The sequence below is a fragment of the Variovorax sp. FW305-3-2-15-B-LB1 genome, from assembly GCF_058787635.1.
Genome location: NZ_JBYSZY010000002.1, coordinates 86,831 through 110,033 on the forward strand (window position 1 = coordinate 86,831; position 23,203 = coordinate 110,033).

General features: G+C 67.9%; 21 protein-coding genes. 12 read left to right on the forward strand and 9 right to left on the reverse strand.

The features are described from left to right. Window positions 1-34: 34 nt before the first annotated feature. Window positions 35-2,053 (reverse strand): acyltransferase family protein, encoded by a 2,019-nt coding sequence (locus AC3WQR_RS01915; RefSeq protein ID WP_492740993.1) that lies wholly within the window; start codon window positions 2,051-2,053, stop codon window positions 35-37. Window positions 2,054-2,137: 84 nt separating this feature from the next. Continuing rightward, window positions 2,138-2,896, reverse strand: a complete 759-nt coding sequence (locus AC3WQR_RS01920; protein WP_492740994.1) for a glycosyltransferase family 2 protein — start codon at window positions 2,894-2,896, stop codon at window positions 2,138-2,140. Window positions 2,897-2,941: 45 nt separating this feature from the next. Here AC3WQR_RS01920 and AC3WQR_RS01925 point away from each other — a divergent pair, with 45 nt between their 5' ends. The 4 genes from AC3WQR_RS01925 (at window position 2,942) to AC3WQR_RS01940 (ending at window position 6,799) form a co-directional block, all read left to right on the forward strand. Beyond that, window positions 2,942-4,033, forward strand: a complete 1,092-nt coding sequence (locus tag AC3WQR_RS01925) for a glycosyltransferase family 4 protein (RefSeq protein WP_062471143.1) — start codon at window positions 2,942-2,944, stop codon at window positions 4,031-4,033. Window positions 4,034-4,097: 64 nt separating this feature from the next. Continuing rightward, entirely contained in the window at window positions 4,098-4,991 is an 894-nt protein-coding gene (gene argB / locus AC3WQR_RS01930) for an acetylglutamate kinase (RefSeq protein WP_062471140.1), read from the forward strand. 88 nt (window positions 4,992-5,079) lie between these two features. Continuing rightward, a complete protein-coding gene (gene slmA / locus AC3WQR_RS01935; RefSeq protein ID WP_062471138.1) occupies window positions 5,080-5,730 on the forward strand; it encodes a nucleoid occlusion factor SlmA in 651 nt (216 codons plus the stop codon). A gap of 187 nt (window positions 5,731-5,917) precedes the next feature. Continuing rightward, a complete protein-coding gene (locus AC3WQR_RS01940) occupies window positions 5,918-6,799 on the forward strand; it encodes a DMT family transporter (RefSeq protein WP_492740995.1) in 882 nt (293 codons plus the stop codon). Here AC3WQR_RS01940 and AC3WQR_RS01945 read toward each other — a convergent pair. The 6 genes from AC3WQR_RS01945 to AC3WQR_RS01970 all read right to left on the reverse strand — a co-directional run bounded on the left by AC3WQR_RS01945 (window position 6,796) and on the right by AC3WQR_RS01970 (window position 13,258). Then, window positions 6,796-7,854, reverse strand: coding sequence for a malate/lactate/ureidoglycolate dehydrogenase (locus AC3WQR_RS01945; protein WP_492740996.1), 1,059 nt, complete (start codon window positions 7,852-7,854; stop codon window positions 6,796-6,798). The genes AC3WQR_RS01940 and AC3WQR_RS01945 overlap by 4 nt on opposite strands. Before the next feature lie 71 nt (window positions 7,855-7,925). Next, window positions 7,926-9,452: a UxaA family hydrolase gene (locus AC3WQR_RS01950; protein ID WP_492740997.1), complete on the reverse strand. Its 1,527-nt coding sequence runs from the start codon at window positions 9,450-9,452 to the stop codon at window positions 7,926-7,928. A gap of 47 nt (window positions 9,453-9,499) precedes the next feature. Continuing rightward, window positions 9,500-10,894: a TRAP transporter large permease gene (locus AC3WQR_RS01955; RefSeq protein ID WP_070060226.1), complete on the reverse strand. Its 1,395-nt coding sequence runs from the start codon at window positions 10,892-10,894 to the stop codon at window positions 9,500-9,502. A 31-nt stretch (window positions 10,895-10,925) separates the two neighbouring features. Further along, window positions 10,926-11,483 (reverse strand): TRAP transporter small permease, encoded by a 558-nt coding sequence (locus AC3WQR_RS01960; protein WP_070060225.1) that lies wholly within the window; start codon window positions 11,481-11,483, stop codon window positions 10,926-10,928. 9 nt (window positions 11,484-11,492) lie between these two features. Next, a complete protein-coding gene (locus AC3WQR_RS01965; RefSeq protein ID WP_070060224.1) occupies window positions 11,493-12,503 on the reverse strand; it encodes a sialic acid TRAP transporter substrate-binding protein SiaP in 1,011 nt (336 codons plus the stop codon). A gap of 47 nt (window positions 12,504-12,550) precedes the next feature. Further along, the gene (locus AC3WQR_RS01970; RefSeq protein WP_062471117.1) at window positions 12,551-13,258 is read right to left on the reverse strand and encodes a FadR/GntR family transcriptional regulator; all 708 of its coding nucleotides are present in this window, start codon (window positions 13,256-13,258) and stop codon (window positions 12,551-12,553) included. A 165-nt stretch (window positions 13,259-13,423) separates the two neighbouring features. Between AC3WQR_RS01970 and AC3WQR_RS01975 the strand changes: the two genes are divergently transcribed. Genes AC3WQR_RS01975 through AC3WQR_RS01985 form a run of 3 tightly spaced genes read left to right on the forward strand, consistent with a single transcriptional unit; the run spans window position 13,424 to window position 15,788 of the window. Further along, window positions 13,424-14,158, forward strand: coding sequence for an SDR family oxidoreductase (locus AC3WQR_RS01975; RefSeq protein ID WP_307635964.1), 735 nt, complete (start codon window positions 13,424-13,426; stop codon window positions 14,156-14,158). Then, the gene (locus AC3WQR_RS01980) at window positions 14,155-14,910 is read left to right on the forward strand and encodes an SDR family NAD(P)-dependent oxidoreductase (protein WP_492740998.1); all 756 of its coding nucleotides are present in this window, start codon (window positions 14,155-14,157) and stop codon (window positions 14,908-14,910) included. Before AC3WQR_RS01975 ends, AC3WQR_RS01980 begins: the two co-directional genes overlap by 4 nt. 29 nt (window positions 14,911-14,939) lie before the next feature. Beyond that, complete coding sequence (locus tag AC3WQR_RS01985; protein ID WP_492740999.1) at window positions 14,940-15,788, forward strand: fumarylacetoacetate hydrolase family protein; 849 nt, start codon at window positions 14,940-14,942, stop codon at window positions 15,786-15,788. Here the strand turns inward: AC3WQR_RS01985 and AC3WQR_RS01990 are convergent. Beyond that, the gene (locus AC3WQR_RS01990; RefSeq protein WP_492741000.1) at window positions 15,778-16,665 is read right to left on the reverse strand and encodes a LysR family transcriptional regulator; all 888 of its coding nucleotides are present in this window, start codon (window positions 16,663-16,665) and stop codon (window positions 15,778-15,780) included. The two genes, AC3WQR_RS01985 and AC3WQR_RS01990, sit on opposite strands and share 11 nt — an antisense overlap. A gap of 107 nt (window positions 16,666-16,772) precedes the next feature. On the opposite strand from AC3WQR_RS01990, the gene AC3WQR_RS01995 reads away from it, so the two are divergent. The 5 genes from AC3WQR_RS01995 (at window position 16,773) to AC3WQR_RS02015 (ending at window position 23,195) form a co-directional block, all read left to right on the forward strand. Further along, window positions 16,773-17,531, forward strand: coding sequence for an SDR family oxidoreductase (locus AC3WQR_RS01995; protein WP_492741001.1), 759 nt, complete (start codon window positions 16,773-16,775; stop codon window positions 17,529-17,531). 149 nt (window positions 17,532-17,680) lie between these two features. Continuing rightward, window positions 17,681-18,385: a TetR/AcrR family transcriptional regulator gene (locus tag AC3WQR_RS02000; protein ID WP_070060219.1), complete on the forward strand. Its 705-nt coding sequence runs from the start codon at window positions 17,681-17,683 to the stop codon at window positions 18,383-18,385. A 75-nt stretch (window positions 18,386-18,460) separates the two neighbouring features. Further along, window positions 18,461-20,257: an acyl-CoA dehydrogenase C-terminal domain-containing protein gene (locus AC3WQR_RS02005; protein ID WP_369644812.1), complete on the forward strand. Its 1,797-nt coding sequence runs from the start codon at window positions 18,461-18,463 to the stop codon at window positions 20,255-20,257. A gap of 43 nt (window positions 20,258-20,300) precedes the next feature. Continuing rightward, on the forward strand, window positions 20,301-20,735 hold the full coding sequence (locus tag AC3WQR_RS02010) for a DUF2147 domain-containing protein (protein WP_070060217.1): 435 nt from the start codon (window positions 20,301-20,303) through the stop codon (window positions 20,733-20,735). A 36-nt stretch (window positions 20,736-20,771) separates the two neighbouring features. Beyond that, the gene (locus tag AC3WQR_RS02015) at window positions 20,772-23,195 is read left to right on the forward strand and encodes a 3-hydroxyacyl-CoA dehydrogenase/enoyl-CoA hydratase family protein (protein ID WP_492741002.1); all 2,424 of its coding nucleotides are present in this window, start codon (window positions 20,772-20,774) and stop codon (window positions 23,193-23,195) included. The last annotated feature ends 8 nt before the right edge of the window (window positions 23,196-23,203 follow it).

The following is a 23,203-nucleotide window of genomic DNA, read 5'->3' on the forward strand; positions in this document are numbered from 1 at the left end:
CGGGGGCGCCCCGCCGGCCGCCGCAGCCTGGTCCTCAGCGGGCCGGCGCCGACGTCATCGCCGGGTCCATGTAGGTGGCGTGCGAGCGTACGTACTCGGCGCGCAGGTGGCCCGCGTCCTTGTAGATCGGCGTGGCGTCGGCATCGGCGCGGGTGCACCAGTCCTTCTGGCACAGGGTCGGGATCGGGTCGATCACGATGGCGCCGCTGCGCTGCGCGATCTGCCGCATGCGCTCGTGCAGCGCCTTCTGCCGCGGGTCCCAGGGGGCGGTGGGCGACATCTTGCCCACTTGCATGTCGCCCAGGCGGCCGCCCTTGATGAACTCCTCGGGGCCGAAGCCCTCGCCGACCGGGTTGTCCAGCAGCAGGTAGACCTGCTTGTGCTTGGACAAGGTGGTCAGCACGGTCTCGAGCATGTTGAGCGAGAAGTCCACGCCGCCGCCGCCCATGAAGCGCCGCTTGTCCTTGCCGTCGAAGAAGTAGTAGCGGTCGGCCGCTGCGTTCTCGGCGTTGGGCTTGCCGGTCTCGGTGAAGTAGCAGTTCCAGCAGCCGCCGAAGACGACGGCGTCGAACCGGTCGCTCATGGCCAGCCGCATGCCGCCGTCGCGGCGTTCGCCGCAGAGGTTGTTCTGCTCGTCGACCACGTTGGGAATCGGCGGGCAGGCGCCCCACGTCACGAAAGAGAGCGAATCGAGCGTGCCTGGCGAGGTCTTGGAGAGCTCGACGGCGCGCGGCCCGTACTGCTCGACATGGCTGTCCCCGAAGAACAGCACCCGCCGCTTGCCCTGTCCGATCTGCTGCAGCACCTCGCCGTCGACCTTGATCGGGCTCAGGCCGTCCGGGTAGGCCCAGTCCTTGGCGGCTGCGGCGGTCTTGTTGAAGTACGGATCGCTGTGGCGGCCGACGTAGTAGCGCGTGGTCGCCAGCAGGCCGAGCACGACGAAGCCGATCATCACGGCCACCAGCCCCGCCGTCACCGTCGGGTTCTCGCTGCGGCGCGTGTAGCGTTCGACGAACCGGTAGGTCAGCCAGGCGAGCACGAATGACGCCACCAGCATCAGCGCCCGGATGCCGTCGGACGGCAGCTTGCCTTCCAGGATGCGCGCATAGGCCAGCAGCGGCCAGTGCCAGAGGTAGAGCGGGTAGCTGATCAGGCCGATCCAGACCATCGGCTTGGAGGCCAGCACGTAGCGGTTGAGCACGCCGCTCGGCCCGGCGGCGATGCAGAAGAAGGCGCCCACCGACGGCAGGATGGCCCAGAACCCGGGGAAGGCCTTGCCGCCGCGGATGTAGCACAGGCCCAGCACGATCAGCACGAGGCCGGCGATCGACTGCGCGTGGCGGCTCCAGCCCGCCTTCGGCGGCGGGCGGTGCAGCCGCGCGTAGGCCAGCATGCCGCCGATCATCAGCTCCCAGAAGCGCGACAGCGGCGAATAGAACGCGGCCGTGCGGTGGCTGTGGATGGTCGTCACGTTGAGCAGGAACGACATCGCCGCCACCGTGCCGAGCACCGCGAGCATGCGCCACTTGCGCTTCCAGGCCAGGCCCAGCAGCACGGGCCAGAAGATGTAGAACTGCTCCTCGATGGCCAGCGACCACAGGTGCAGCAGCGGCTTGGTCTCGGCGGCGTTGTCGAAGTAGCCGGCCTCGCTCCAGAAGGCGAAGTTCGACACGAAGCCTGCGCCCGCGGCCACGTGCTTGCCCAGCTGTTCCCATTCGTGCGGCAGCAGGGCGAACCAGCCGAAGGCCATGGTGGCCAGCAGCACCAGCGCCAGCGCCGGAAAGATCCGCTTCACGCGCCGCGCATAGAACTCGCGGTAGCTGAAGCCGTCGCCCTGGAAGCTGCCCAGGATGATGGTGGTGATCAGGAAGCCCGAGATGACGAAGAAGATGTCGACGCCGATGAAGCCGCCCTTGATCCACTGCGGGAACGCGTGGTAGCCGAGCACCGACAGCACCGCGACAGCGCGCAGCCCGTCGATGTCCGGGCGGTATTTCGGGTGAACCAGGTGGGCGTGTTCGGGGAGGGAGGTCGGGCTGCTCGTGGTCGTCATCGTCGGTGCTGAAAGCGGCGCTAGCGGGCTTTTCGTGCGGGGCTTTTCGGCCCCGATTGTCCTCGCAAACGCCGCCGTGCCTTTTCAGGCGGCGGCGCGCTGCAGCCGCCAGTAGCGCCAGAAAGCGCCCGACAGCCACACCTTGAGCAGGCTGGTCACGTGCCAGTACAGGTACTTCTTGCTGCGGTGGCTGGCGCGCTGGGCGTCGTGGCGCGCGCGCAGGTCTTCGGTCACCTGGAGCTTCCAGCCGGCCAGGCGGGTGCGGGCGCAGATGTCGAAGTCTTCCCCGTACATGAAGAAGCGTTCGTCGAAGCCGCCGATCTTGCGGTAGGCCTCGCTGCGAAACAGCATGAACAGGCCGGGAATCCAGGCCGGCACGGTCGGCGGCTGGTAGCCGGGCTTCTTGCGGCCCAGGATCTCGAAGGGGGTCAGCAGCGCGCGGTGCGGCTCGGGCTCGGGCCGGCCCGACTCCAGGATGCGCGGCGTCATCAGGCCGGCGTCGGGCGCGGCCTGGGCGAGCATCGGGGCGAGCACGTCGGCGTCAAAGCGGATGTCGGGGTTGAGCACCAGGAACCAGGGCGTGTCGCAGCGCGCGAAGGCCTGGTTGTGGTTGGCGCCGAAGCCCAGGGGCGCCGCGTTCTCGATGCGCTCGATCGGAAAGCCCCACTGGCGTCCTGCGATCAGGTCGGCCTCGGGAATGTTCAGCGTGAGCACGACCTTGGCGATCGCGTTCCGGCTGTGCCGGTCGAGCTGCTCGAGCAGCGGCAGCACCAGCGCGAGCTGGCCGTGGCTCACGATCGACAGGGTGACCGGGGCGTGGGGTGAAGAAGGGGGCGTGGGCATGGTCTAATTTCGCTCGGGAATTCTAGGGTTCCCCCAACCCCACTCATGATTGCCCTGATCATCCTCAGTTTCTTCGTCTCCGCCATCGCGGTGCAGCTGTTCATGCGCCGCGCGCGCAGACACGCGCGCCGCTACGGCGCCGACATGCCCCAGCGTTTCCACAAGGGCCACGTGCCGCGCCTGGGCGGGGCCGGCATCATGCTCGGCATGAGCGCGGCCTGGCTGGGCGCCGGCCTGATCGAGCCGCTGAACATCGCCTGGCCGCTCAAGTCCTCGATGCTCACGCTGGTGTGCATCCTGCCCGCCGTGCTCGGCGGCATCGTCGAAGACGTGACGCAGCAGGTCAAGGTGCGCTACCGGCTGGGCCTGACCATCGGCTCGGCGCTGCTGGTGTGCTGGGTGCAGGGGCTGGGCGTGGCGCGCACCGGCTTCGAGACGCTCGACGGCTGGCTCGCGCTGCTGCCCTATGCCTCGCTGGTCTTCGCGGCCCTGGCCATCGGCGGCCTGCCGCATGCCTTCAACATCATCGACGGCTACAACGGGCTGGCCGGCACCGTGGCCGTGCTCGTGTGCCTGGCGATCTCGCACGTCGCGCTGCAGCTGGGCGACCGGCAGCTGGCCGCGATGGTGATCTGCCTGGTCGGCGCCACCTTCGGCTTCCTGGTCTGGAACTACCCGCGCGGCAAGATCTTCGCCGGCGACGGCGGCGCCTACGTCTGGGGCATGGTGATCGCCGTGGCCTGCGTGACGCTGGTGCAGCGCCACCGCGTGGTGTCGCCATGGTTCCCGATGCTGCTCCTGATCTACCCGGTGTGGGAGACGCTGTTCTCCATCTACCGCAAGCTGGCCCGGGGCCAGTCGCCGGGCACGGCCGACGCGCTGCACTTCCACCAGCTGATCTTCCGGCGCATCGTGCGCGTGGCCTTCGCGGACGACGAGGCGCGCCAGCTGCTGGCGCGCAACAACCGCACCTCGCCCTACCTGTGGATGTTCGCCGCGCTGTCGGTGGTGCCCGCGGTGCTGTTCTGGAACAACACCTTCGTGCTGATGCTGTTCTGCCTTCTGTTCGTCACGACCTACGTCGGGGCGTACCTGATGATCGTGCGCTTCAAGGTCCCGCGCTGGCTGCGGCCCTGACCGCCGGCGCCGCCTTGTTGCGAGAATTCTTCCCATCGTCCACCGCTTTGGAGCCTGACCGCCCATGACCGACCCCGTCCTCAACATCCCTCCGCGCGACAAGGCCGAGATCCTGGCCCAGGCGCTGCCGTACATCCGCAAGTTCCACGGCAAGACCATCGTCATCAAGTACGGCGGCAACGCCATGACCGACCCGGCACTGCAGGCCGACTTCGCCGAAGACGTGGTGCTGCTCAAGCTGGTCGGCATGAACCCGGTGGTGGTGCACGGCGGCGGCCCGCAGATCGAGGCCGCGCTGAACAAGCTGGGCAAGAAGGGCAGCTTCGTGCAGGGCATGCGCGTGACCGACGCCGAGACCATGGAAGTCGTCGAATGGGTGCTGGCCGGCGAGGTGCAGCAGGACATCGTGGGCCTGATCAACCAGGCCGGCGGCAAGGCCGTGGGCCTCACGGGGCGCGACGGCGGCCTCATTCGTGCGCAGAAACTCAAGCTGGCCGACCGCACCGACCCGAACGTGCACCACGACGTGGGCCAGGTCGGCGACATCGTCTCCATCGACCCCAGCGTGGTCAAGGCGCTGCAGGACGACGCCTTCATTCCCGTCGTGAGCCCCATCGGCTTCGGCGAGGAGAACGAGAGCTACAACATCAACGCCGACGTCGTCGCCGGCAAGCTGGCCACCGTGCTCAAGGCCGAGAAGCTCATGCTGCTGACCAACACGCCCGGCGTGCTCGACAAGAACGGCAACCTGCTCACCAACCTGAGCGCGCGCGAAATCGACGACCTGTTCGCCGACGGCACCATTTCGGGCGGCATGCTGCCCAAGATCGAAGGCGCGCTCGACGCGGCCAAGAGCGGCGTGAATGCGGTGCACATCATCGACGGCCGCGTGCCGCACGCGATGCTGCTCGAGATCCTGACCGACCAGGCCTACGGCACGATGATCCGGGCGCGCTGAGCGCCCTCCGCGTGCCTTCCGTCGGCGGAAGGCGCGCGCTCACTGCGCTGTGCGAGAATCAATTGATTACATCTTTGCACGCGCTCCCATGCAGAACGAAGAGACAGCTGCCCCCGGCGTAGAGACCCCGGCCGACACGCCCGCCGCCGCACCGACGCGCAAGCGCCCCAAGCCGGGCGAGCGGCGCGTGCAGATCCTGCAGGCGCTGGCCGCCATGCTGGAGCAGCCCGGTGCCGAGCGGGTCACCACCGCCGCGCTGGCCGCGCGGCTCGAGGTGAGCGAGGCGGCCCTGTACCGCCACTTCGCGAGCAAGGCCCAGATGTTCGAGGGCCTCATCGACTTCATCGAGCAGAGCGTCTTCACGCTGGTCAACCAGATTCTCGAGCGCGAAGGCGCCACCGGCAGCCAGCAGGCGGCCCGCATCCTCGTGCTGCTCGTGCAGTTCGCCGAGCGCAACCCCGGCATGACGCGCGTCATGGTCGGCGACGCGCTGGTGTTCGAGAACGAGCGCCTGCAGCAGCGCATGAACCAGTTCTTCGACAAGATCGAGGCCACGCTGCGCCAGGTGCTGCGCGGCGCGGCCGCCGCCGACGGCTCGGCCACGCCCAGCGTCGATGCCCAGGTGCGCGCCGCGGCGCTCACGGCCTTCGTGGTCGGGCAGCTGCAGCGCTTTGCGCGCTCGGGTTTCCGCCGCGCCCCTTCTGAGCACCTGGAAGCCACGATCGCCCTGATCGTCTGAAGGCCGGGCCGGCAGGTCCAGCACCGCCACGCTGAACTCGACGCGGCCCTTTGCGGCGCGTACGATCGATTTCCTCCCTTGCCGCCACGCGGTGCCGCGGTGACAAGCCCGTTTCGCATGACCTCTGGATCGGAGGCTCGCATGAGTGCTTGTCCTTCCCGCCGCCGCTGTCCTTCCGGGGCGCGCCATGCCTGACGCCGCTGCCCGCCCAGCCCTTCTCCTGCACGCCGTCGCGCTCACCGCGGTCGCCATGGTCGCGTTCGCGGCCAACTCGCTGCTGTGCCGGCTCGCACTGCAGCACGGCGGCATCGACCCCGCCAGCTTCGGCAGCATCCGGCTCGCGTCGGGGGCGATCACGCTCGCGCTTGTCGTGCGCTTCCGATCGCAGCCGCCCGCGCTCGGGCACACCGGCTGGCTCCCAGCCGTCATGCTGTTCGCGTACGTCGCGTTCTTCTCCTTTGCCTACCTCAGCCTCCCGGCGGGCACGGGCGCGCTGATCCTCTTCGGCGCGGTGCAGCTCACGATGCTGGGCGCGGGGCTGGGCGGCGGCGAGCGCTTCGGGGTGCTCGCGTGGTGCGGCTTTGTCCTTGCGGCGGCCGGACTCGTCTACCTGGTGTCGCCGGGCGTTGCCGCGCCGCCGTTGCTCGGCGCCGTGCTGATGGCGGTGGCGGGCGTGGCGTGGGGCGTGTATTCGCTGCGCGGCCGGGGCGTGGCCGACCCGCTGGCCGCGACCGCGCGCAACTTCCTGCGCGCTGTGCCATTGGCCCTGGCGCTGAGCCTGGTGTTCGCCACGCGCGCGCACGCCGATGCGCGCGGCGTCGCGCTGGCCGTGGCCTCCGGTGCGCTGACCTCGGGGCTCGGCTACGTCGTCTGGTACGCGGCGCTGGGCCGGCTGTCGGCCTTGCGGGCGGCCACGGTGCAGCTGTCGGTGCCGCTCCTGGCGGCGTTCGGCGGCGTGCTGTTCCTGTCGGAAGCGATCACGCCGCGGCTGGCGCTCGCCTCGGTGGCGATCCTCGGCGGCATCGCGCTGGTGCTGAGCCAGAAGTCGCGCCAGGCGGCGCGGCGCTAGGCGACGGCCACGCCCACCTTGGCACCGGCGGCGACGATCTCGCCCCAGGTCGCGTCATCGACCCACACGCCGTCGCGCCGACGCGCCGCGCGCGCCTGGCGCTCCGGCTCGCCCGCGATCTGCACGGCCTCGAAGCCCTGGCCCGGCGGGCTTTGCCGCAGCCAGTCGATGAACTCGCGCGCCTCCTCGTCGAAGGCTTTCTGCGTGCCGAGCTTCACGGGGTCGATCAGCACCGTCAGCATGCCGTTGAGCACCGTGCGTGCCGTGTCCGCCGGCCGGTGCCAGGTGCCGCCGCCCGTGAGTGCGCCGCCCAGCAGCTCGCAGGCCACGGCCATGCCGTAGCCCTTGTGTTCGCCGAAGGTCATGAGCGCGCCGAACAGGCCGTTGCCCTGCGGCACCACGACCACGCCGGGGTCGTTGGTGGGCGCGCCGCGCTCGTCGATGAGGTAGCCGTCGGGCACCTGCTCGCCCTTGTTGTGGGCCACGCGCATCTTGCCCTGCGCCACGCGGCTGGTCGCGTAGTCGAGCACGAAGGGCTCGGCGCCCGCCAGCGGAATGCCGATGCAGCACGGGTTGGTGCCGAAGCGCCCGTCGCCGCCGCCCCAGGGCGCCACCACGGGCCGCGAGAGCACGTTGACGAAGTGCATCGCCACCAGCCCCTGCGCCGTCGCCATCTCCGCGAAATGGCCGATGCGCCCCAGGTGGTGCGCGTTCGCGAGCGTGAAGATGCAGCTGCCGTGCTGCTTGGCGCGCGCGATGCCGAGTTCCATCGCCTGCACGCCGACGATCTGCCCGTAGCCGTGCTGGCCGTCCAGGCCCATCAGTGTGCCGATGTCGAGGTTGACCTTCACGGCCGCGTTGGGCACGAGGCCGCCTTCGGCCACCGCATCGATGTAGCGCGGCAGCATGCCCACGCCGTGCGAGTCGTGCCCGCTGAGGTTGGCCAGCACGAGGTTGGCGGCCACCTGCTGCGCTTCGGCGGCGCTGCTGCCCGCCGCTTCGAGGATGCGGGCGACGTTGGCTTGCAGGCCGTCGGCCGGCAGGGTTCTGGACATGGATCAGGCTCCTCTTGCGTTCAATGGGATGGCGTGGCCGAAGGGAAGGGCGGGCAGGGGCTGCGTGGGCCTCACATCACCGCGCCGACTTGCCACGGCACGAACTCGTTCTGCCCGTAGCCGTGCTGCTCGCTCTTCGAGTGCGCACCCGAGGCCGTGGCCAGCACCAGCTCGAAGATGCGCTGGCCCATTTCCTGGATCGAGGCCGTGCCGTCCACGATCTCGCCGCAGTTGATGTCCATGTCTTCTTCCTGCCGCTGCCACAGCGCCGAGTTGGTTGCCAGCTTGAGCGAGGGCGAGGGCGCACAGCCATACGCCGAGCCGCGCCCGGTCGTGAAGCAGATCAGGTTCGCGCCGCCGGCCACCTGGCCCGTGGCGCTCACCGGGTCGTAGCCTGGCGTGTCCATGTAGACGAAGCCGTGCGCGGTGACAGGCTCGGCGTACTCGTACACGGCTTCGAGGTTGCTGGTGCCGCCCTTGGCGACCGCGCCCAGTGATTTTTCGAGGATGGTGGTGAGCCCGCCCGCCTTGTTGCCCGGCGAGGGGTTGTTGTTCATCTCGCCCTCGTTGATGGCGGTGTAGTGCTCCCACCACTTGATGCGCTCCACCAGCTTCTGGCCCACCTCGCGCTTCACCGCGCGGCGTGTCAGCAGGTGCTCGGCGCCGTAGACCTCGGGCGTTTCGCTCAGAATGGCCGTGCCGCCGTGCGCCACCAGCAGGTCGACCGCCGCACCGAGCGCCGGGTTGGCGCTGATGCCCGAGTAGCCGTCGGAGCCGCCGCACTGCAGCCCGATCGTGATGTGCGCCGCGCTGCACGGCTCGCGCTTCACTGCGTTGGCGCGCGGCAGCATTTCATTGATGAGCGCCACGCCTTTTTCGACCGTCTTGCGCGTGCCGCCCGTGTCCTGGATGTTGAAGGTGCGGAAGTTCTCGCCCTCGGCCAGGTGGCCGGTCGCGAGCCAGGCGTTGATCTGGTTGGCTTCGCAGCCGAGCCCGACGACCAGCACGCCTGCGAAGTTCGGGTGCGTGGCATAGCCCGTGAGCGTGCGCTCCAGGATCTGCATGCCCATGCCCTGCGTGTCCATGCCGCAGCCCGTGCCGTGCGTCAGCGCGACCACGCCGTCGACGTTCGGAAACGCGGCGAGCGCCTGCGGATTCGTCTTGCGCGAGAAGTGGTCGGCAATGGCGCGCGCGGCTGTGGCCGAGCAGTTCACGCTGGTCAGCACGCCGATGTAGTTGCGCGTGGCCACGCGGCCGTCGGCGCGCTGGATGCCCATGAAGGTGGCTTCGCGTTTCGCGGGCGCGGGCTTCACGTCGGCGCCGAAGGCGTAGTCGCGCTCGAAGTCGCCCTTGTCGGGGCCCATGTCCAGATTCTGCGTGTGCACGTGTTCGCCGGCCGCGATGGGCTTGCTCGCGAAGCCGATGATCTGGTTGTAGCGGCGCACCGGTTCGCCCTGCGCGATGGCGCGCATGGCGATCTTGTGGCCCGGCGGAATCAGGCCGCGCACGGCCACGTTCTCGACGAGCGTGCCGCCCAGCAGTTGCGAACGCGCGATGACGACGTCGTCAGCGGGATGGAGTCGGATGTAGGGGGTCATCGTGGGTATCGTTCTCGGAGCCGGCGCGGGTGCGCCGGCGGTGGTCGTTACTGCATGATCTTCGGCAGCCACAGCACGGTGGCAGGCCAGTAGGTGATGATGCCCAGGCTCAACAGCAACGGCACCAGCCAGGGCAGGATCGCCATCGTCGTGCGCTCGATGCTGAGGTTGGCGATGCGCGCCAGCACGAACAGCACCATGCCCATTGGCGGGTGCAGCACGCCGATCATGAGGTTGAGCACCATCACCACGCCGAAGTGCACCGGGTCGATGCCCAGCTGGTTCGAGATCGGCAAGAGGATCGGCACCAGGATCGTGATGGCTGCGGTGGTCTCCAGGAAGCAGCCCACGAACAGCATCAGCAGGTTCGCCAGCAGCAGGAACACCCAGGCTTCCTTGGTGAAGTTGAGCACCCAGCCCGCGATGTCGGCCGTGACGCCGGTGGCCGTCAGCATCCAGCCGAAGATCGAGGCGGCTGCCACGATGAAGAGCACCGTCGAGGTCGACTCCACCGTCTCCAGGCACACCTTGACGAACATCTTCCACTGCAGCGTGCGGTACCAGAAGAAGCCCAGCACCATCGCCCACACGCAGGCGGCAATGGCGCCTTCGGTGGCGGTGAACAGGCCCGTCGCCATGCCGCCGATGAGCAGCACCGGCGTCATGATCGGCAGCACCGCTTCGAACTTGAAGACCTTGTCGGCCGCGAAAAGAATCACCAGCGCAATGGCCACCGCCGGTTGGGCCGGCGCGCCGAACTTGTCGACTGCGAACCACAGCAGCGTGGGCCACAGGCACACCACCAGCAGCTCGACCAGCGCCTTCATGAGGCGCGGCCACTGGAACTTCACGTCCGCGCCCCAGCCGTTCTTGTGCGCGTAGTAGGCCACCGTGAGCATCATGAGCAGCGTCATGATCAGCCCCGGCATCAGCCCCGCGATGAACAGCGCGCCCACCGACACGTTGGCCATCATCCCGTAGATCACGAAGGGCAGGCTCGGCGGAATGATCGGCCCCAGCGTGGCCGAGGCCGCGGTCACGCCGACCGCGAACTCGGTCGAGTAGCCGTGCTCCTTCATCGCCTTGATCTCGATCGTGCCCAGGCCTGCCGCGTCCGCGATGGCGGTGCCGCTCATGCCCGAGAAGATCACCGAGCCCAGGATGTTCACGTGCCCCAGGCCGCCCTTGAGCCAGCCCACCAATGCGAGCGCGAAGTTGTAGATGCGGTTGGTGATGCCGGCGTTGTTCATCAGGTTGCCGGCGAGGATGAAGAAGGGAACGGCCAGCAGCGGAAAGCTGTCGACGCCGCTCACCATGCGGTGAATGACGACGAAGCCCGGCAGGTTGCCGCTCCAGAGTATGTAGACCAGCGAGGCACCGGCCATGGCCACGGCGACCGGGATGCCGGCGCTCATGAAGAGCAGGAAGGCGATCTTCAGCATGTTGTTGTCGTGATGGAGTGGGGTTGCGACCTCAGCGGTCGTCGATCGTGGATTCGGGCCGCTCCAGCACGCAGTAGCCGCGGCGCCAGTGCACCACGCTCACCTGCACCGAGCGCACGCACATGGCGACGAAGCCCAGGAGGCACACGCCGTAGACGATGTTCATCGGCAGGTCGACGATGGTCATGCTCGCGTTGTTGCCGATCTTGAGCATCATCTGCACCGTCATGACCACGGCCGCCGCGAAGAACGCCGTGCGCAGCACGTCGACCAGCAGGCCCAGCGCGCGGCCCATGGCCGGTGGCATGTGGCGGTAGAAGAAGTCGACCTGGATGTGGTTGTTGCGCGCCACGCCGATCGACGCGCCCACGAACACCGTGCCCACCAGCAGGTAGCGCGCGATCTCCTCGGTCCAGGAGGCCGAGTCGTTCAGCACGTAGCGCGTCACGAACTGGTAGAGCACCGTGAGGCCCAGCACCCAGAAGATGCCCAGGGCGGCCCAGGCCTCCACGGTGGTGCCGGACAGGTCGACGGCCTCGTCCTTGGCGTGGAACTCGCCGTCGTCGCCCAGCAGCTTGTCGTCGCTCATCGTGTGGCCTTACTTGATCGCGATGATGCGGTCGTAGTCCTGCTGGCGGTAGCCGTGGTCGGTGGGCTTGGTGTTCTTGAGCACGGCCTCGCGGAACGCGCCCTTGTCGACCGTGATCACGTTGTTGCCCTTCTTCTTGAACTCCTCCACCAGCCGGGTCTCGGAGGCGATGATCTCGCGGCCGGTTTTCTCGGCGGCTTCCTGCATCACGTCGTTGAACATCTTCTTCTCGTCGGCGCTGAGCTTGGCCCACAGCTGGCCCGAGACCACAGTGAGCAGCGAGTCGACGATGTGGCCGGTCAGCGAGATGTTCTTCTGCACCTCGTAGAACTTCTTGGCCTCGATGGTGGGCAGCGGGTTCTCCTGCGCATCCACGGTGCCGCTTTGCAGCGCGAGGTAGACCTCGGCGAAGGCGATCGGCGTGGCATTGGCGCCCAGCGACTTGGGAAAGGCCAGGTAGGCGGGCGCGTCGGGCACGCGGATCTTCAGGCCCTTCATGTCCTCGGGCTTGCTCACCGGCTTGGCCGCGCTCGAGGTGACGTGGCGCGCGCCGTAGTAGTTGAGCGCCGTGATGTGGTTGCCGGTCTTGTCGTCGTAGCCCTTGGCGAGCTCCTTGAACACGTCGCTCCTGGCGTACTTCAGCTGGTGCTCCGCGTCGCGGAAGATGAACGGAAAGTAGGTGATGGCCAGCGGCTTGTAGCTGTTGCCCGCGAAGCTCGCACCGGTCAGCACGATGTCGACCGTGCCCAGCGTCAGGCCCTGGTTGATGTCGGCTTCCTTGCCCAGGCTGGAGGCCGGGAACACCTGGATGTCGTACTTGCCGTTGCTGCGCTTCTTGATCTCCTCGGCCGCCCACACCGAGTACTTGTGGAAGGGCTCCGAGGTCTCGTACACGTGCGCCCACTTGAGCTTGGTCTGCGCCGAGGCGATGCCCGATACGCCCAGCGCGCCGGCCGCGAGGGCGCAGGCGGCCAGGGCCTTGAGGGCGGTGCGTTTGCTGTTCTTGCTGCTGCTGATCATGGGGTGTGTCTCCGTTGTAGTGAACTGGCAGGAAGGCTGGCGAGGAATCAGGCGGGCTTGGCGCGGCGCCAGCTCGCGCTGAAACGGTGGTGCGAGTTGTCCATGTGCGTGTGCATCGCGCTGCGCGCGGCGTCGGCGTCGCGCGCGGCAATGGCGTCGCGGATCGCCTCGTGCTCGGTGATGGCGGCGCGCCACGAGGTCACGGTCTCGAAGTAGCCGCCCAGCCGCGTGAAGATCGGCCCGCGGCGCGAATCCCAGAAGCCCTGCACCGTCTCGACCAGCACCACGTTGCCGCTGGCGCCGACGATGGCCAGGTGAAAGGCGCGGTCGCCGTCCAGCGGCATGACGTTGCGGTCGGCCATCTCGCGCATGGTGGCGATGGCGCGCGTCATCGCGTCCACGTCCTTGCGCTTGCCCGAGAGGGCGGCGATGGCGGCGGTCTCGCCCTCGATCACGCGGCGCGCGCGGATCAGCTCCAGCGGCCCCCACTCGGTGGGCGCCACCGGTGCGCTGGCGCGGTGCGAGCGGTCGAGCACGTACACGCCCGAACCGGTGCGCACCTCGACCCAGCCCTCGACCTCCAGCGCGATGAGCGCCTCGCGCACCGAGGGCCGGCTCACGCCGAGCTGCTTGGCCAGGTCGCGCTCGGCGGGCAGGCGCGCGCCCACGTCGAATTCGCCCTTGGCGATCAGCCCCCGGAGCTGGTCGGCAATCTGGCGATAGAGGCGTTGGGGTTCGACGGTCTGGAGCGGCACGGGAGCAGGGTGTGGGTGCGGGCGAGGCGGTGGATCGGCTTAAGGGTTGTCCTGAATTGGACAAGTGGTAAGGCCAATTCAGAATACGGCGATTCACAGATGTCACCCATCGGGCCTAACCCGAACCCACCCCGCATCCGCAGAACACCCCAGGAGACACCGACCATGAGATTGAAGGGAAAGACCGTGCTCGTCACTGCCGCCGGCCAGGGCATCGGCCGCGCCAGCGTGCTGGCGCTCGCGGCCGAGGGCGCCCATGTGTGGGCCACCGACGTCAACGAGCAGCTGCTGTCGGCCTATGCCGGTGTGGCGAACGTCACGGCCCTGAAGCTCGACGTGCTCGACAAGGCCGCCATCGGCGCGGTCGTGGCGCAGCTGCCCACGCTCGACGTGCTGTTCAACTGCGCGGGCGTGGTGCACAACGGCACGATCGAGCAGGCCGGTGACGACGACCTCGACTTTGCCTTTCGCCTCAACGTGCGCGCCCAGATGTGGACCATCCAGGCCGTGCTGCCCGGCATGCTCGCGGCCGGGCGCGGCAGCATCATCAACATGGCCAGCGTGTGCTCCAGCATCAAGGGCCTGCCCAACCGCTTCGTCTACGGCACCACCAAGGCGGCCGTGCTCGGCCTCACCAAGAGCGTGGCGGCCGACTACGTGGCGCGCGGCATCCGCTGCAATGCCGTGTGCCCGGGCACGGTCGACACGCCCTCGCTGGGCGATCGCATCAACGCCAACGCCGACCCCGAGGCCGCGCGCAAGGCCTTCGTGGCGCGCCAGCCCATGGGCCGGCTCGCGCAGGCCGAGGAGATCGCGCCGGTGGTGGTGTTCCTGGCGAGCGACGAATCCATCTTCGCCACCGGCCAGTACTTCACGGTCGACGGCGGCATCACGATATGAACCGGCTCGATTTCGAAGGCCGCCACGCCGTGGTCACCGGCGGTGCCACGGGGCTGGGCTTCGGCATCGCGCAGCGGCTCGTCGCCTCGGGCGGCAGCGTCACGCTGTGGGACCGCGACGAGGCCGCCGCGGTGCGCGCGGCCGAAGCGCTGGGCGCCAAGGCCTTCGCACTGAAGGTCGACGTGACGCAGCAGCCGTCGGTCGCGAAAGCCGTGGCCGCCACGCTCGCGCACGCGCCGCGCATCGATGCGCTGGTCAACAGCGCCGGCATCACCGGGCCCAACGTCAAGCTGTGGGACTACCCGGTGGACGACTGGCGCCAGGTGATGGAGGTCAACGTCAACGGCGTGTTCCTGTGCTGCCGCGAGGTGGTGGCGCAGATGCGCAGGCAGGGCACGAAAGGCGAAGGCCGCATCGTCAACATCGCCTCGGTGGCGGGCAAGGACGGCAACCCCAACGCCAGCGCGTACAGTGCGAGCAAGGCGGCCGTCATCGGGCTCACCAAGTCGCTCGGCAAGGAACTGGCCGACACCGGCATCCGCGTGAACTGCGTGACGCCCGCGGCGGTGAAGACCGCCATCTTCGACCAGATGACCCCCGACCACATCGCCTTCATGCTTTCGAAGATTCCCATGGGCCGCTTCGGCACGGTGGAAGAGGTGGCCGCGATGGTCGGCTGGCTCTGCACCGACGATTGTTCGTTTTCCACCGGCGCCGTGTTCGACCTGTCAGGCGGCCGCTCCACCTACTGATTCCCCATTCAATGCACTGAAAGGAACGCATGAAACTCGTCCGCTACGGCAACCCCGGCAAAGAGAAGCCCGGCCTCATCGACAACGAAGGCAAGCTGCGCGACCTGAGCGCCGTCATCAAGGACATCGGTCCCGACCAGCTCGGCGATGCCGCCCTTGCCAAGCTGCGCAAGACCAAGGTCGACAAGCTGCCGCTGGTCAAGGGCAAGCCGCGCTTCGGCAGCCCGGTGGCCAACGTCGGCAAGTTCATCGCCATCGGCCTGAACTACGCGGACCACGCGGCCGAGTCGGGCCTGCCGGTGCCCAAGGAACCCATCGTCTTCATGAAGGCCACCAGCTGCATCCAGGGCCCGAACGACCCGGTGATGCTGCCCAAGGGCTCGGTCAAGTCCGACTGGGAGGTCGAGCTCGGCGTGGTCATCGGCACGAAGGCGCGTTATGTGTCGCAGAAGAGCGCACTCGACTACGTGGCCGGCTACTGCACCATCAACGACGTGAGCGAGCGTGAATACCAGATCGAGCGCGGCGGCACCTGGGACAAGGGCAAGGGCTGCGACACCTTCGGCCCCATCGGCCCCTGGCTCGTCACGCGCGACGAGATCGAGAACCCGCAGAAGCTCGCGATGTGGCTCGACCTCAACGGCCAGCGCGTGCAGACCGGCAGCACCAAGACCATGATCTTCAGCGTGGCCAAGCTCGTGAGCTACGTGAGCCAGTTCATGACGCTGATGCCCGGCGACGTGATCACCACCGGCACGCCGCCCGGCGTCGGCATGGGCATGAAGCCGCCGCTGTTCCTGAAGAAGGGCGACGTGATGACGCTGGGCATCGAAGGCCTGGGCGAGCAGCGCCAGGAAGTGGTGCCCTTCAAGCTCTGAGCACGCGCACCAGCTCGTCGTACACCAGCCGCACGCGCGCCGGCACCGGCGCGCGCTGCGGGCGGTAGACGTGGATCGGCCAAGGCTCGGGCGCCTCGGCCGCCAGCACCTCCACCAGCGCACCCGACTGCAGCCACGGCTGCGCCAGCGGCCCGATGAGCTGCCCGAAGCCGATGCCCGCCAGCACCGCGGCGCATTCGGCGTCGATGTTGTCCGTCACGAACGCGGGCGACGACACGGTGAACACCCGCTTCTTGCTGAACGCCCACGGCCAGGGCCGGCCCGAGCTGTGGTCGATCAGCGCCGTCACCGGCAGCCCGGACAGCGCATCGACGGTGCGCGGCGCACCGACCCGCTCGATGAGTGCAGGTGATGCCACCACGCACAGCGACATCTTTCCCACACCCCGGGCCACGAAGCGCGCGTCGCGCATCGGGCCGACGCGCACGCCGAGGTCGATCTGCTGGTCGACCACGTCGGCATGCTGCTCCGACAGCCGCAGGTCGAGCACCAGCCCCGGGTGTGCCTCCAGCAGCGGCGCCAGCGCCTGCGGGATCAGCCGGGCGTACACATGCGGCGCCGTGACCCGCACCGTGCCCGTGTGCTGCGACAGCGCGCGCCGGTCGATGCGGTGGAAAAGTTCGTCCACGCCGCCCACGGCCACGCGGGCGCGCTCGGCGAGCTGGCGCCCGAAATCGGTGAGCTGCACGCCGCGCGTGCTGCGGTGAAAGAGCGGCTCGCCCAGTTCTTCTTCGAGTTCGCGCACCGCGCGCGTCACCACCTGCGGCGACACCGACAGGCGCACGGCCGCCTCGCGGAAGTTGGCGGCATCGGCGGCGGTGAAGAACACGCGCAGGGCTTCGAGGCGGTTGGACATGGGGTGTTCCTTTTTGGGGAATTCTGAAGTCGCCAGAGTTTCATTTACTGGAACGCGTGGATTTTCCACACTGCATGCACTTCTTCAACACACCCCAAGGAAATTCCATGACCTCCATTCAAGACAACATCCAGGGCAAGGTTGCCATCGTCACCGGCGCCAGCAGCGGCCTGGGCGAATCGACGGCGCGCCACCTGGCCGCGCGCGGCGCCAAGGTGGTGCTCGCGGCCCGCCGCACCGACCGGCTCGACCGGGTCGTCGCCGAGATCCGCGAGGCCGGCGGCGACGCCATCGCCGTGGCCACCGATGTGGCCCAGCGCGCCGACCTCGAAAAGCTCGCGGCCGCGACGGTCGAGGCCTTCGGCCGCATCGACGTACTGGTCAACAACGCGGGCGTGATGCCGCTGTCGCCGCTGGACAAACTCAAGGTCGACGAGTGGGATCGCACCATCGACGTCAACATCAAGGGCGTGCTCTACGGCATCGCCGCCGTGCTGCCGCGCATGCAGGCGCAGGGCAGCGGCCACATCGTCAACGTCGCGTCGATCGCCGGGCTGAAGGTGTTCACGCCCATCGGCACCGTCTACAGCGCCACCAAGCACGCGGTGCGCGCCATCTCCGAAGGCCTGCGCGTGGAGGTGGGCAACAGCGGCGTGCGCGTGACCATCGTGTCGCCCGGCGCGGTGGACTCGGAGCTGAAGTTCGGCAGCAGCGACGCCGAGAGCGCCGTCGGCGTGAAGGCCTTCTACGACGCCAACCAGATTCCGGCCGACTCGGTGGCGCGCGCCATCGTCTACGCGGTGGAGCAGCCGGCCAACGTGGACATCAACGAGGTCGTGCTGCGGCCCGTGTCGCAGGAGTTCTGATCCCGTGGGGCAAGGGTGCGGCCCCCTGGCGGCCGCCCCTTGCTTTGGCTAACCTTTATTAACCCAGCGCCGCCCAAGGTCATTTGCGGTCAAAAGTGCAAAGCCCCTGCAAAATAGAACGACCGTTCGTTTTATTCGGAGCTTTCACGATGTCTGCCACCGCCGTTCCCGCCAAGCCGGCCCGCGCCGCCCCCAAGGGCCAGCAGACCAAGGCCATCATCGTCGACGCCGCGCTGGCGCTGGCCGCGCAGATCGGGCTCGAGGGCCTGTCGATCGGCGCCGTGGCCGAGATCACCAAGATGAGCAAGTCGGGCGTGTTCGCCCACTTCGGCTCGCGCGAGGAACTGCAGATCTCGGTGGTGCGCGAATACCACGCCCGCTTCGAGCAGGAGGTGTTCTTCCCCGCCCTGCAGGCCCCGCGCGGCCTGCCGCGCCTTCGCGCCATGTTCGCCAACTGGATGAAGCGCACCTCCACCGAAATCGACTCGGGCTGCATCTACATCAGCGGCGCCTCCGAATTCGACGACCGCCCGGGCCCGGTGCGCGATGCGCTGGTCGAGTCGGTCAGCATCTGGCAGGCCGCCGTGCTGCGCGCCATCGTGCAGTCCAAGACCGAAGGCCACCTGCGCGCCGACGCGGACGAGCGCCAGGTCGGGTTCGAGATCCACGGCCTGATCCTCGCGCTGCACTACGAAGCCCGCTTCCTGCAGGTGCCCGGCTCCATCGGGCGCGCCAACGTCGGCTTCGACAACATCCTCGCGCGCGCCGCCACGCCGGACGCGCCACCCGCCTCCAATGCCGCCGAGTCCGCGCCCGCTGCGCGCGGCACGCGCCGGCTCAAGACCGTGCGCTGAGTGCCACGGCTGCCCGTTTCGTTTTTCCGTTTTCGTTTTTTCCAATCTATCTAGCTTCGACCAGGAGAGTCCCGGATGCCTACCTACAACCCCCCCGTGCGTGACATGCAGTTCGTGCTGCACGAAGTGCTCAACGTCGCCGAGGAACTCAAGGCACTGCCGGCCCACGCCGAGACCGATGCCGACACCATCAACGCGGTGATCGAAGAGGCCGGCAAGTTCGCTGCCGAAGTCACCTTCCCGCTGAACATCAGCGGCGACGAAGAAGGCTGCGTGCTCGACAAGGCCACGCACGAAGTGAAGACGCCCACGGGCTTCAAGGATGCCTACGCCAAGTACGTCGAAGGCGGCTGGCCTGCACTGTCGTGCGACCCGGCCTTCGGCGGCCAGGGCCTGCCGTTCGTGGTGAACCAGTGCCTGTTCGAAATGCTCAACAGCGCCAACCAGGCCTGGACCATGTACCCGGGCCTCTCGCACGGCGCCTACGAGGCACTGGCCGCGCACGGCACCGACGACCAGAAGAAGACCTACCTGCCCAAGCTCACGAGCGGCGAGTGGACCGGCACCATGTGCCTGACCGAACCCCATTGCGGCACCGACCTGGGCCTGCTGCGCACCAAGGCCGAGCCGCAGGCGGACGGCACCTACCGCATCACTGGCAGCAAGATCTTCATCTCGGCCGGCGAGCACGACATGACGAGCAACATCATTCACCTGGTGCTGGCCCGCCTGCCGGACGCGCCCAAGGGCAGCAAGGGCATCAGCCTGTTCGTGGTGCCGAAGTTCCACGTCAAGGCCGACGGCTCGCTGGGCGAGCGCAACCCGATCTTCTGCGCCGGCCTGGAGCACAAGATGGGCATCCACGGCAACGCCACCGCGCAGATCGTGATCGAAGGCGCCACCGGCACGCTGGTGGGCGAGCCCAACAAGGGCCTGGCCGCGATGTTCGTGATGATGAACGCCGCTCGCCTGGGCGTGGGCAACCAGTCGCTGGGCCTGACCGAAGTGGCTTACCAGAATGCACTGGCCTACGCCAAGGACCGCATCCAGATGCGTTCGCTCTCGGGCGTGAAGGCCAAGGACAAGGAAGCAGACCCCATCATCGTGCACCCCGACGTGCGCAAGATGCTGCTCACGGCCAAGGCGTATGCCGAAGGCGGCCGCGCGCTGCAGATCTTCTGCACGCTGCTGCTCGACAAGGAACACAACCACCCCGACGAGAAGGTGCGCAAGGACAGCGGCGAGCTGGTCGCGCTGCTCACGCCCATCGTCAAGGCTTTCATCACCGACAACGGCCACATCGCGACGAACTCGTGCATGCAGGTCTTCGGCGGCCACGGCTTCATCAAGGAATGGGGCATGGAGCAGTTCGTGCGCGACAACCGCATCAACATGATCTATGAAGGCACCAACACCATCCAGTCGCTGGACCTCTTGGGCCGCAAGATCCTGGGCAACAACGGCGCCTCGCTGAAGAAATTCGGCAAGCTCGTCGCCAAGCTGGTGGAAGAAGAAGGCGTGAACGAGAAGATGGCCGAGTTCATCAACCCGATCGCGATGCTGGGCGACCAACTCACCAAGTTCACGACCGAGATCGGCTTCAAGGGCTTCCAGAACCCCGACGAAGTGGGCGCCGCCGCCGTCGACTACCTGCGCGTGGCCGGCCACTTCGTGTTCGGCTACCTGTTCGCCCGCATGGCGCAAGTGGCCCTGCGCGAAATCGCCGCCGGCAACAACGACCCGTTCTACGTCGCCAAGCTGCAGACCGCGCGCTTCTACTTCGCCAAGCTGTTCCCCGAGACCGCGACGCTGATGCGCACCGCGCGCGCCGGCAGCAAGGTGCTGATGGACACCGACGCAGCACTCGCTTAAGCGACACACAGCCTTTCTTCATCGACCCACCGGGAGCCCGCTCATGAAAGCAACGCTTGCAGCCGTCTTGTTCACCGTCACCGCCGTCTCGGCCATGGCCCAGAGCACGCCGGTGGGCCTGTGGCGCAACGTCGACGACAAGACCGGCGAGGCCAAGGCCGAGATCCGCATCGCCGAGACCAACGGCGCGCTGCTCGGGCGCATCGAGAAGTCGTTGAAGAAAGACACCAAGCCCGACGCCACCTGCGACGAATGCGCCGACGACCGCAAGGGCAAGCCCATCGCGGGCCTGGAGATCATCCGTGGCGGCAAGAAGGCCGAGGGCAAGGACGTCTGGGAAGGCGGGAAGATCCTCGACCCCGAGAACGGCAAGGAGTACCGCGCGAGCTTCACGCCCATTGACGGCGGCAAGAAGCTGGAAGTGCGCGGCTACCTCGGCCCCTTCTGGCGCACCCAAACCTGGAACCGTGTGCAGTAACTCCGCGCACAACCTATCCAAGAAATACCAAGCAACATGTCCCGATTTCAAGTGAAGAAGGTCGCCGTGCTCGGCGCCGGCGTGATGGGCGCGCAGATTGCCGCCCACCTCGTCAACGTGCGCGTGCCCGTCGTGCTGTTCGATCTGGCCGCCAAGGACGCGACCGGTGCGGTCGCTCAAGGTGCAGCGAAGAACGGCATCGTCACGCGCGCCATCGACAACCTCAAGAAGCTCAAGCCCGCGCCCCTGGGCGACGTGGCCGACGCGGGTCTGATCGAGCAGGCCAACTACGAAGACGACCTGGCCAAGCTCGGCGAGTGCGACCTCATCATCGAAGCCATTGCCGAGCGCATGGACTGGAAGCTCGATCTGTACAAGAAGATCGCGCCCCACGTCGCCAAGCATTCGATCCTGGCCTCGAACACCTCGGGCCTGTCGATCACCAAGCTCAGCGAAGCATTGCCTGAAGCCCTGAAGCCGCGTTTCTGCGGCATTCACTTCTTCAACCCGCCGCGCTACATGTTCCTGGTGGAGCTGATCAACACGCCCACCACGCAACCCCAGGTGCTCGACGACCTCGAGGCCTTCGTCACCAGCACGCTCGGCAAGGGCGTGGTGCGTGCGCACGACACGCCCAACTTCATCGCCAACCGCGTCGGCATCGCCGGCATGCTGGCCACGCTGAAGGAAGTCGAGAAGTTCGGCCTCACGCCCGACGTGGTGGACGACCTCACCGGCAAGAAGCTGGGCCGCGCGAGCTCGGGCACTTTCCGCACCGCCGACGTGGTGGGCCTGGACACCATGGCCCACGTCGTGAAGACGCTGCAGGACAACCTGAACGCCGAGACCGATCCGTTCTACGCCAACTTCGCGACGCCGCCGGTGCTCGCCAAGCTGCTGGAGCTGGGCAACCTGGGCCAGAAGACCAAGGCCGGCTTCTTCAAGAAGGCCGGCCGCGACATCCTGCGCTTCGACCTGAAGAGCGGCGAGTACGTGCCCGCCGGCGCGAAGGCCGACGAGGTGTACGGCCGCATGCTCAAGAAGCCCGCGGGCGAACGCCTGAAGCTGCTGCGCGAGAGCGAAGGACCGCAGGGCCAGTTCCTCTGGGCCATCCTGCGCGACGGCTTCCACTACGCCGCCGTGCACCTGGCCGACATCGCCGAGAGCGCGCGCGACATCGACTTCGCGATGCGCTGGGGCTTCGGCATGAAGCAGGGCCCGTTCGAGCTGTGGCAGGAAGCCGGCTGGGCGCAGGTCGCCAAGTGGGTGCAGGAAGACATCGACGCGGGCAAGGCACTGAGCACCGCACCGCTGCCCAAGTGGGTCTTCGAAGGCCCGGTCGCGCAGGCCGGCGGCGTGCACACGCCTGAAGGCTCGTGGAGCGCCTCGCAGAACAAGTTCGTGCCGCAGCGCAAGCTGCCCGTGCACGACCGCCAGCTGTTCCCCGAGAGCGTGCTCGGTGCCAATGCGGCCGATGCCAACACGGCCGGCACCACGATCAGCGACGAAGGCGATGTGCGCGTGTGGACGCTCGACGGCGAGGTGCTCATCGCGAGCATCCAGTCGAAGATGCACGCCATCAGCCCCGACGTGGCCGAGGCGCTGGGCGCCGCGGTCGACCTGGCCGAAGCCGAATACAAGGGCCTGGTGATCTGGTCGCCCGACGAGGTGTTCTCGGTCGGCGCCGATCTGCAGGCGATGCTGCCGGCCTTCGTGGTCGCGGGCATCGGCGCGGTCGAAGGCGCGGAAGAAGAGCTGCAGAACGTCATGCTCAAGATCCGCTACGCCAACGTGCCGGTGATCTCCGCCGTGCGCGGCATGGCGCTGGGCGGCGGCTGCGAGCTGGCCATCCACTCGGCCAAGCGCGTCGTCGCGATGGAAAGCTACATCGGCCTGGTCGAAGTCGGCGTGGGCCTGATCCCCGGCGCGGGCGGCCTGACCTACATCGCACGCCGTGCGGCCGAGAACGCATCGGCTTCGACGGGCACCGACCTGCTGCCCTTCCTCACCGAAGGCTTCACCGCCGCGGCGATGGCCAAGGTCGGCACGGGCGCGCTCGATTCGAAGAAGCTGGGCTACCTGCTCGACAGCGACGTGATCGTGCCGAACAAGGACGAGCTGCTCTACGTGGCACTGCAGCAGGCCAAGGCCATGGCCGACGCCGGCTACCGCCCGCCGCTGCGCCGCACCTTCCGCGTGGCGGGCCGCAGCGGCGCCGCGACGATCAAGGGCCAGCTGGTGAACATGCGCGACGGCGGCTTCATCAGCGCGCACGACTTCCACATTGCCAGCCTGATCGCGAACGTGGTCACCGGCGGCGACGTGGACGCGGGCTCGCTCGTGACCGAGGAATACCTGATGACGCTGGAACGCAAGGCGTTCTGCTCGCTCATCGTGCACCCCAAGACGCAGGAACGCATCATGGGCATGCTCAGCACCGGCAAGCCCGTGCGCAACTAAGGACAGAT

Bases quoted from the DNA above. Each gene is read 5' to 3' on its own strand.
- AC3WQR_RS01915 (WP_492740993.1), bottom strand. From the start codon at position 2,053: ATGACGACCACGAGCAGCCCGACCTCCCTCCCCGAACACGCCCACCTG.
- AC3WQR_RS01920 (WP_492740994.1), bottom strand. From the start codon at position 2,896: ATGCCCACGCCCCCTTCTTCACCCCACGCCCCGGTCACCCTGTCGATC.
- AC3WQR_RS01925 (WP_062471143.1), top strand. From the start codon at position 2,942: ATGATTGCCCTGATCATCCTCAGTTTCTTCGTCTCCGCCATCGCGGTG.
- argB (WP_062471140.1), top strand. From the start codon at position 4,098: ATGACCGACCCCGTCCTCAACATCCCTCCGCGCGACAAGGCCGAGATC.
- slmA (WP_062471138.1), top strand. From the start codon at position 5,080: ATGCAGAACGAAGAGACAGCTGCCCCCGGCGTAGAGACCCCGGCCGAC.
- AC3WQR_RS01940 (WP_492740995.1), top strand. From the start codon at position 5,918: ATGCCTGACGCCGCTGCCCGCCCAGCCCTTCTCCTGCACGCCGTCGCG.
- AC3WQR_RS01945 (WP_492740996.1), bottom strand. From the start codon at position 7,854: ATGTCCAGAACCCTGCCGGCCGACGGCCTGCAAGCCAACGTCGCCCGC.
- AC3WQR_RS01950 (WP_492740997.1), bottom strand. From the start codon at position 9,452: ATGACCCCCTACATCCGACTCCATCCCGCTGACGACGTCGTCATCGCG.
- AC3WQR_RS01955 (WP_070060226.1), bottom strand. From the start codon at position 10,894: ATGCTGAAGATCGCCTTCCTGCTCTTCATGAGCGCCGGCATCCCGGTC.
- AC3WQR_RS01960 (WP_070060225.1), bottom strand. From the start codon at position 11,483: ATGAGCGACGACAAGCTGCTGGGCGACGACGGCGAGTTCCACGCCAAG.
- AC3WQR_RS01965 (WP_070060224.1), bottom strand. From the start codon at position 12,503: ATGATCAGCAGCAGCAAGAACAGCAAACGCACCGCCCTCAAGGCCCTG.
- AC3WQR_RS01975 (WP_307635964.1), top strand. From the start codon at position 13,424: ATGAGATTGAAGGGAAAGACCGTGCTCGTCACTGCCGCCGGCCAGGGC.
- AC3WQR_RS01980 (WP_492740998.1), top strand. From the start codon at position 14,155: ATGAACCGGCTCGATTTCGAAGGCCGCCACGCCGTGGTCACCGGCGGT.
- AC3WQR_RS01985 (WP_492740999.1), top strand. From the start codon at position 14,940: ATGAAACTCGTCCGCTACGGCAACCCCGGCAAAGAGAAGCCCGGCCTC.
- AC3WQR_RS01990 (WP_492741000.1), bottom strand. From the start codon at position 16,665: ATGTCCAACCGCCTCGAAGCCCTGCGCGTGTTCTTCACCGCCGCCGAT.
- AC3WQR_RS01995 (WP_492741001.1), top strand. From the start codon at position 16,773: ATGACCTCCATTCAAGACAACATCCAGGGCAAGGTTGCCATCGTCACC.
- AC3WQR_RS02000 (WP_070060219.1), top strand. From the start codon at position 17,681: ATGTCTGCCACCGCCGTTCCCGCCAAGCCGGCCCGCGCCGCCCCCAAG.
- AC3WQR_RS02005 (WP_369644812.1), top strand. From the start codon at position 18,461: ATGCCTACCTACAACCCCCCCGTGCGTGACATGCAGTTCGTGCTGCAC.
- AC3WQR_RS02010 (WP_070060217.1), top strand. From the start codon at position 20,301: ATGAAAGCAACGCTTGCAGCCGTCTTGTTCACCGTCACCGCCGTCTCG.
- AC3WQR_RS02015 (WP_492741002.1), top strand. From the start codon at position 20,772: ATGTCCCGATTTCAAGTGAAGAAGGTCGCCGTGCTCGGCGCCGGCGTG.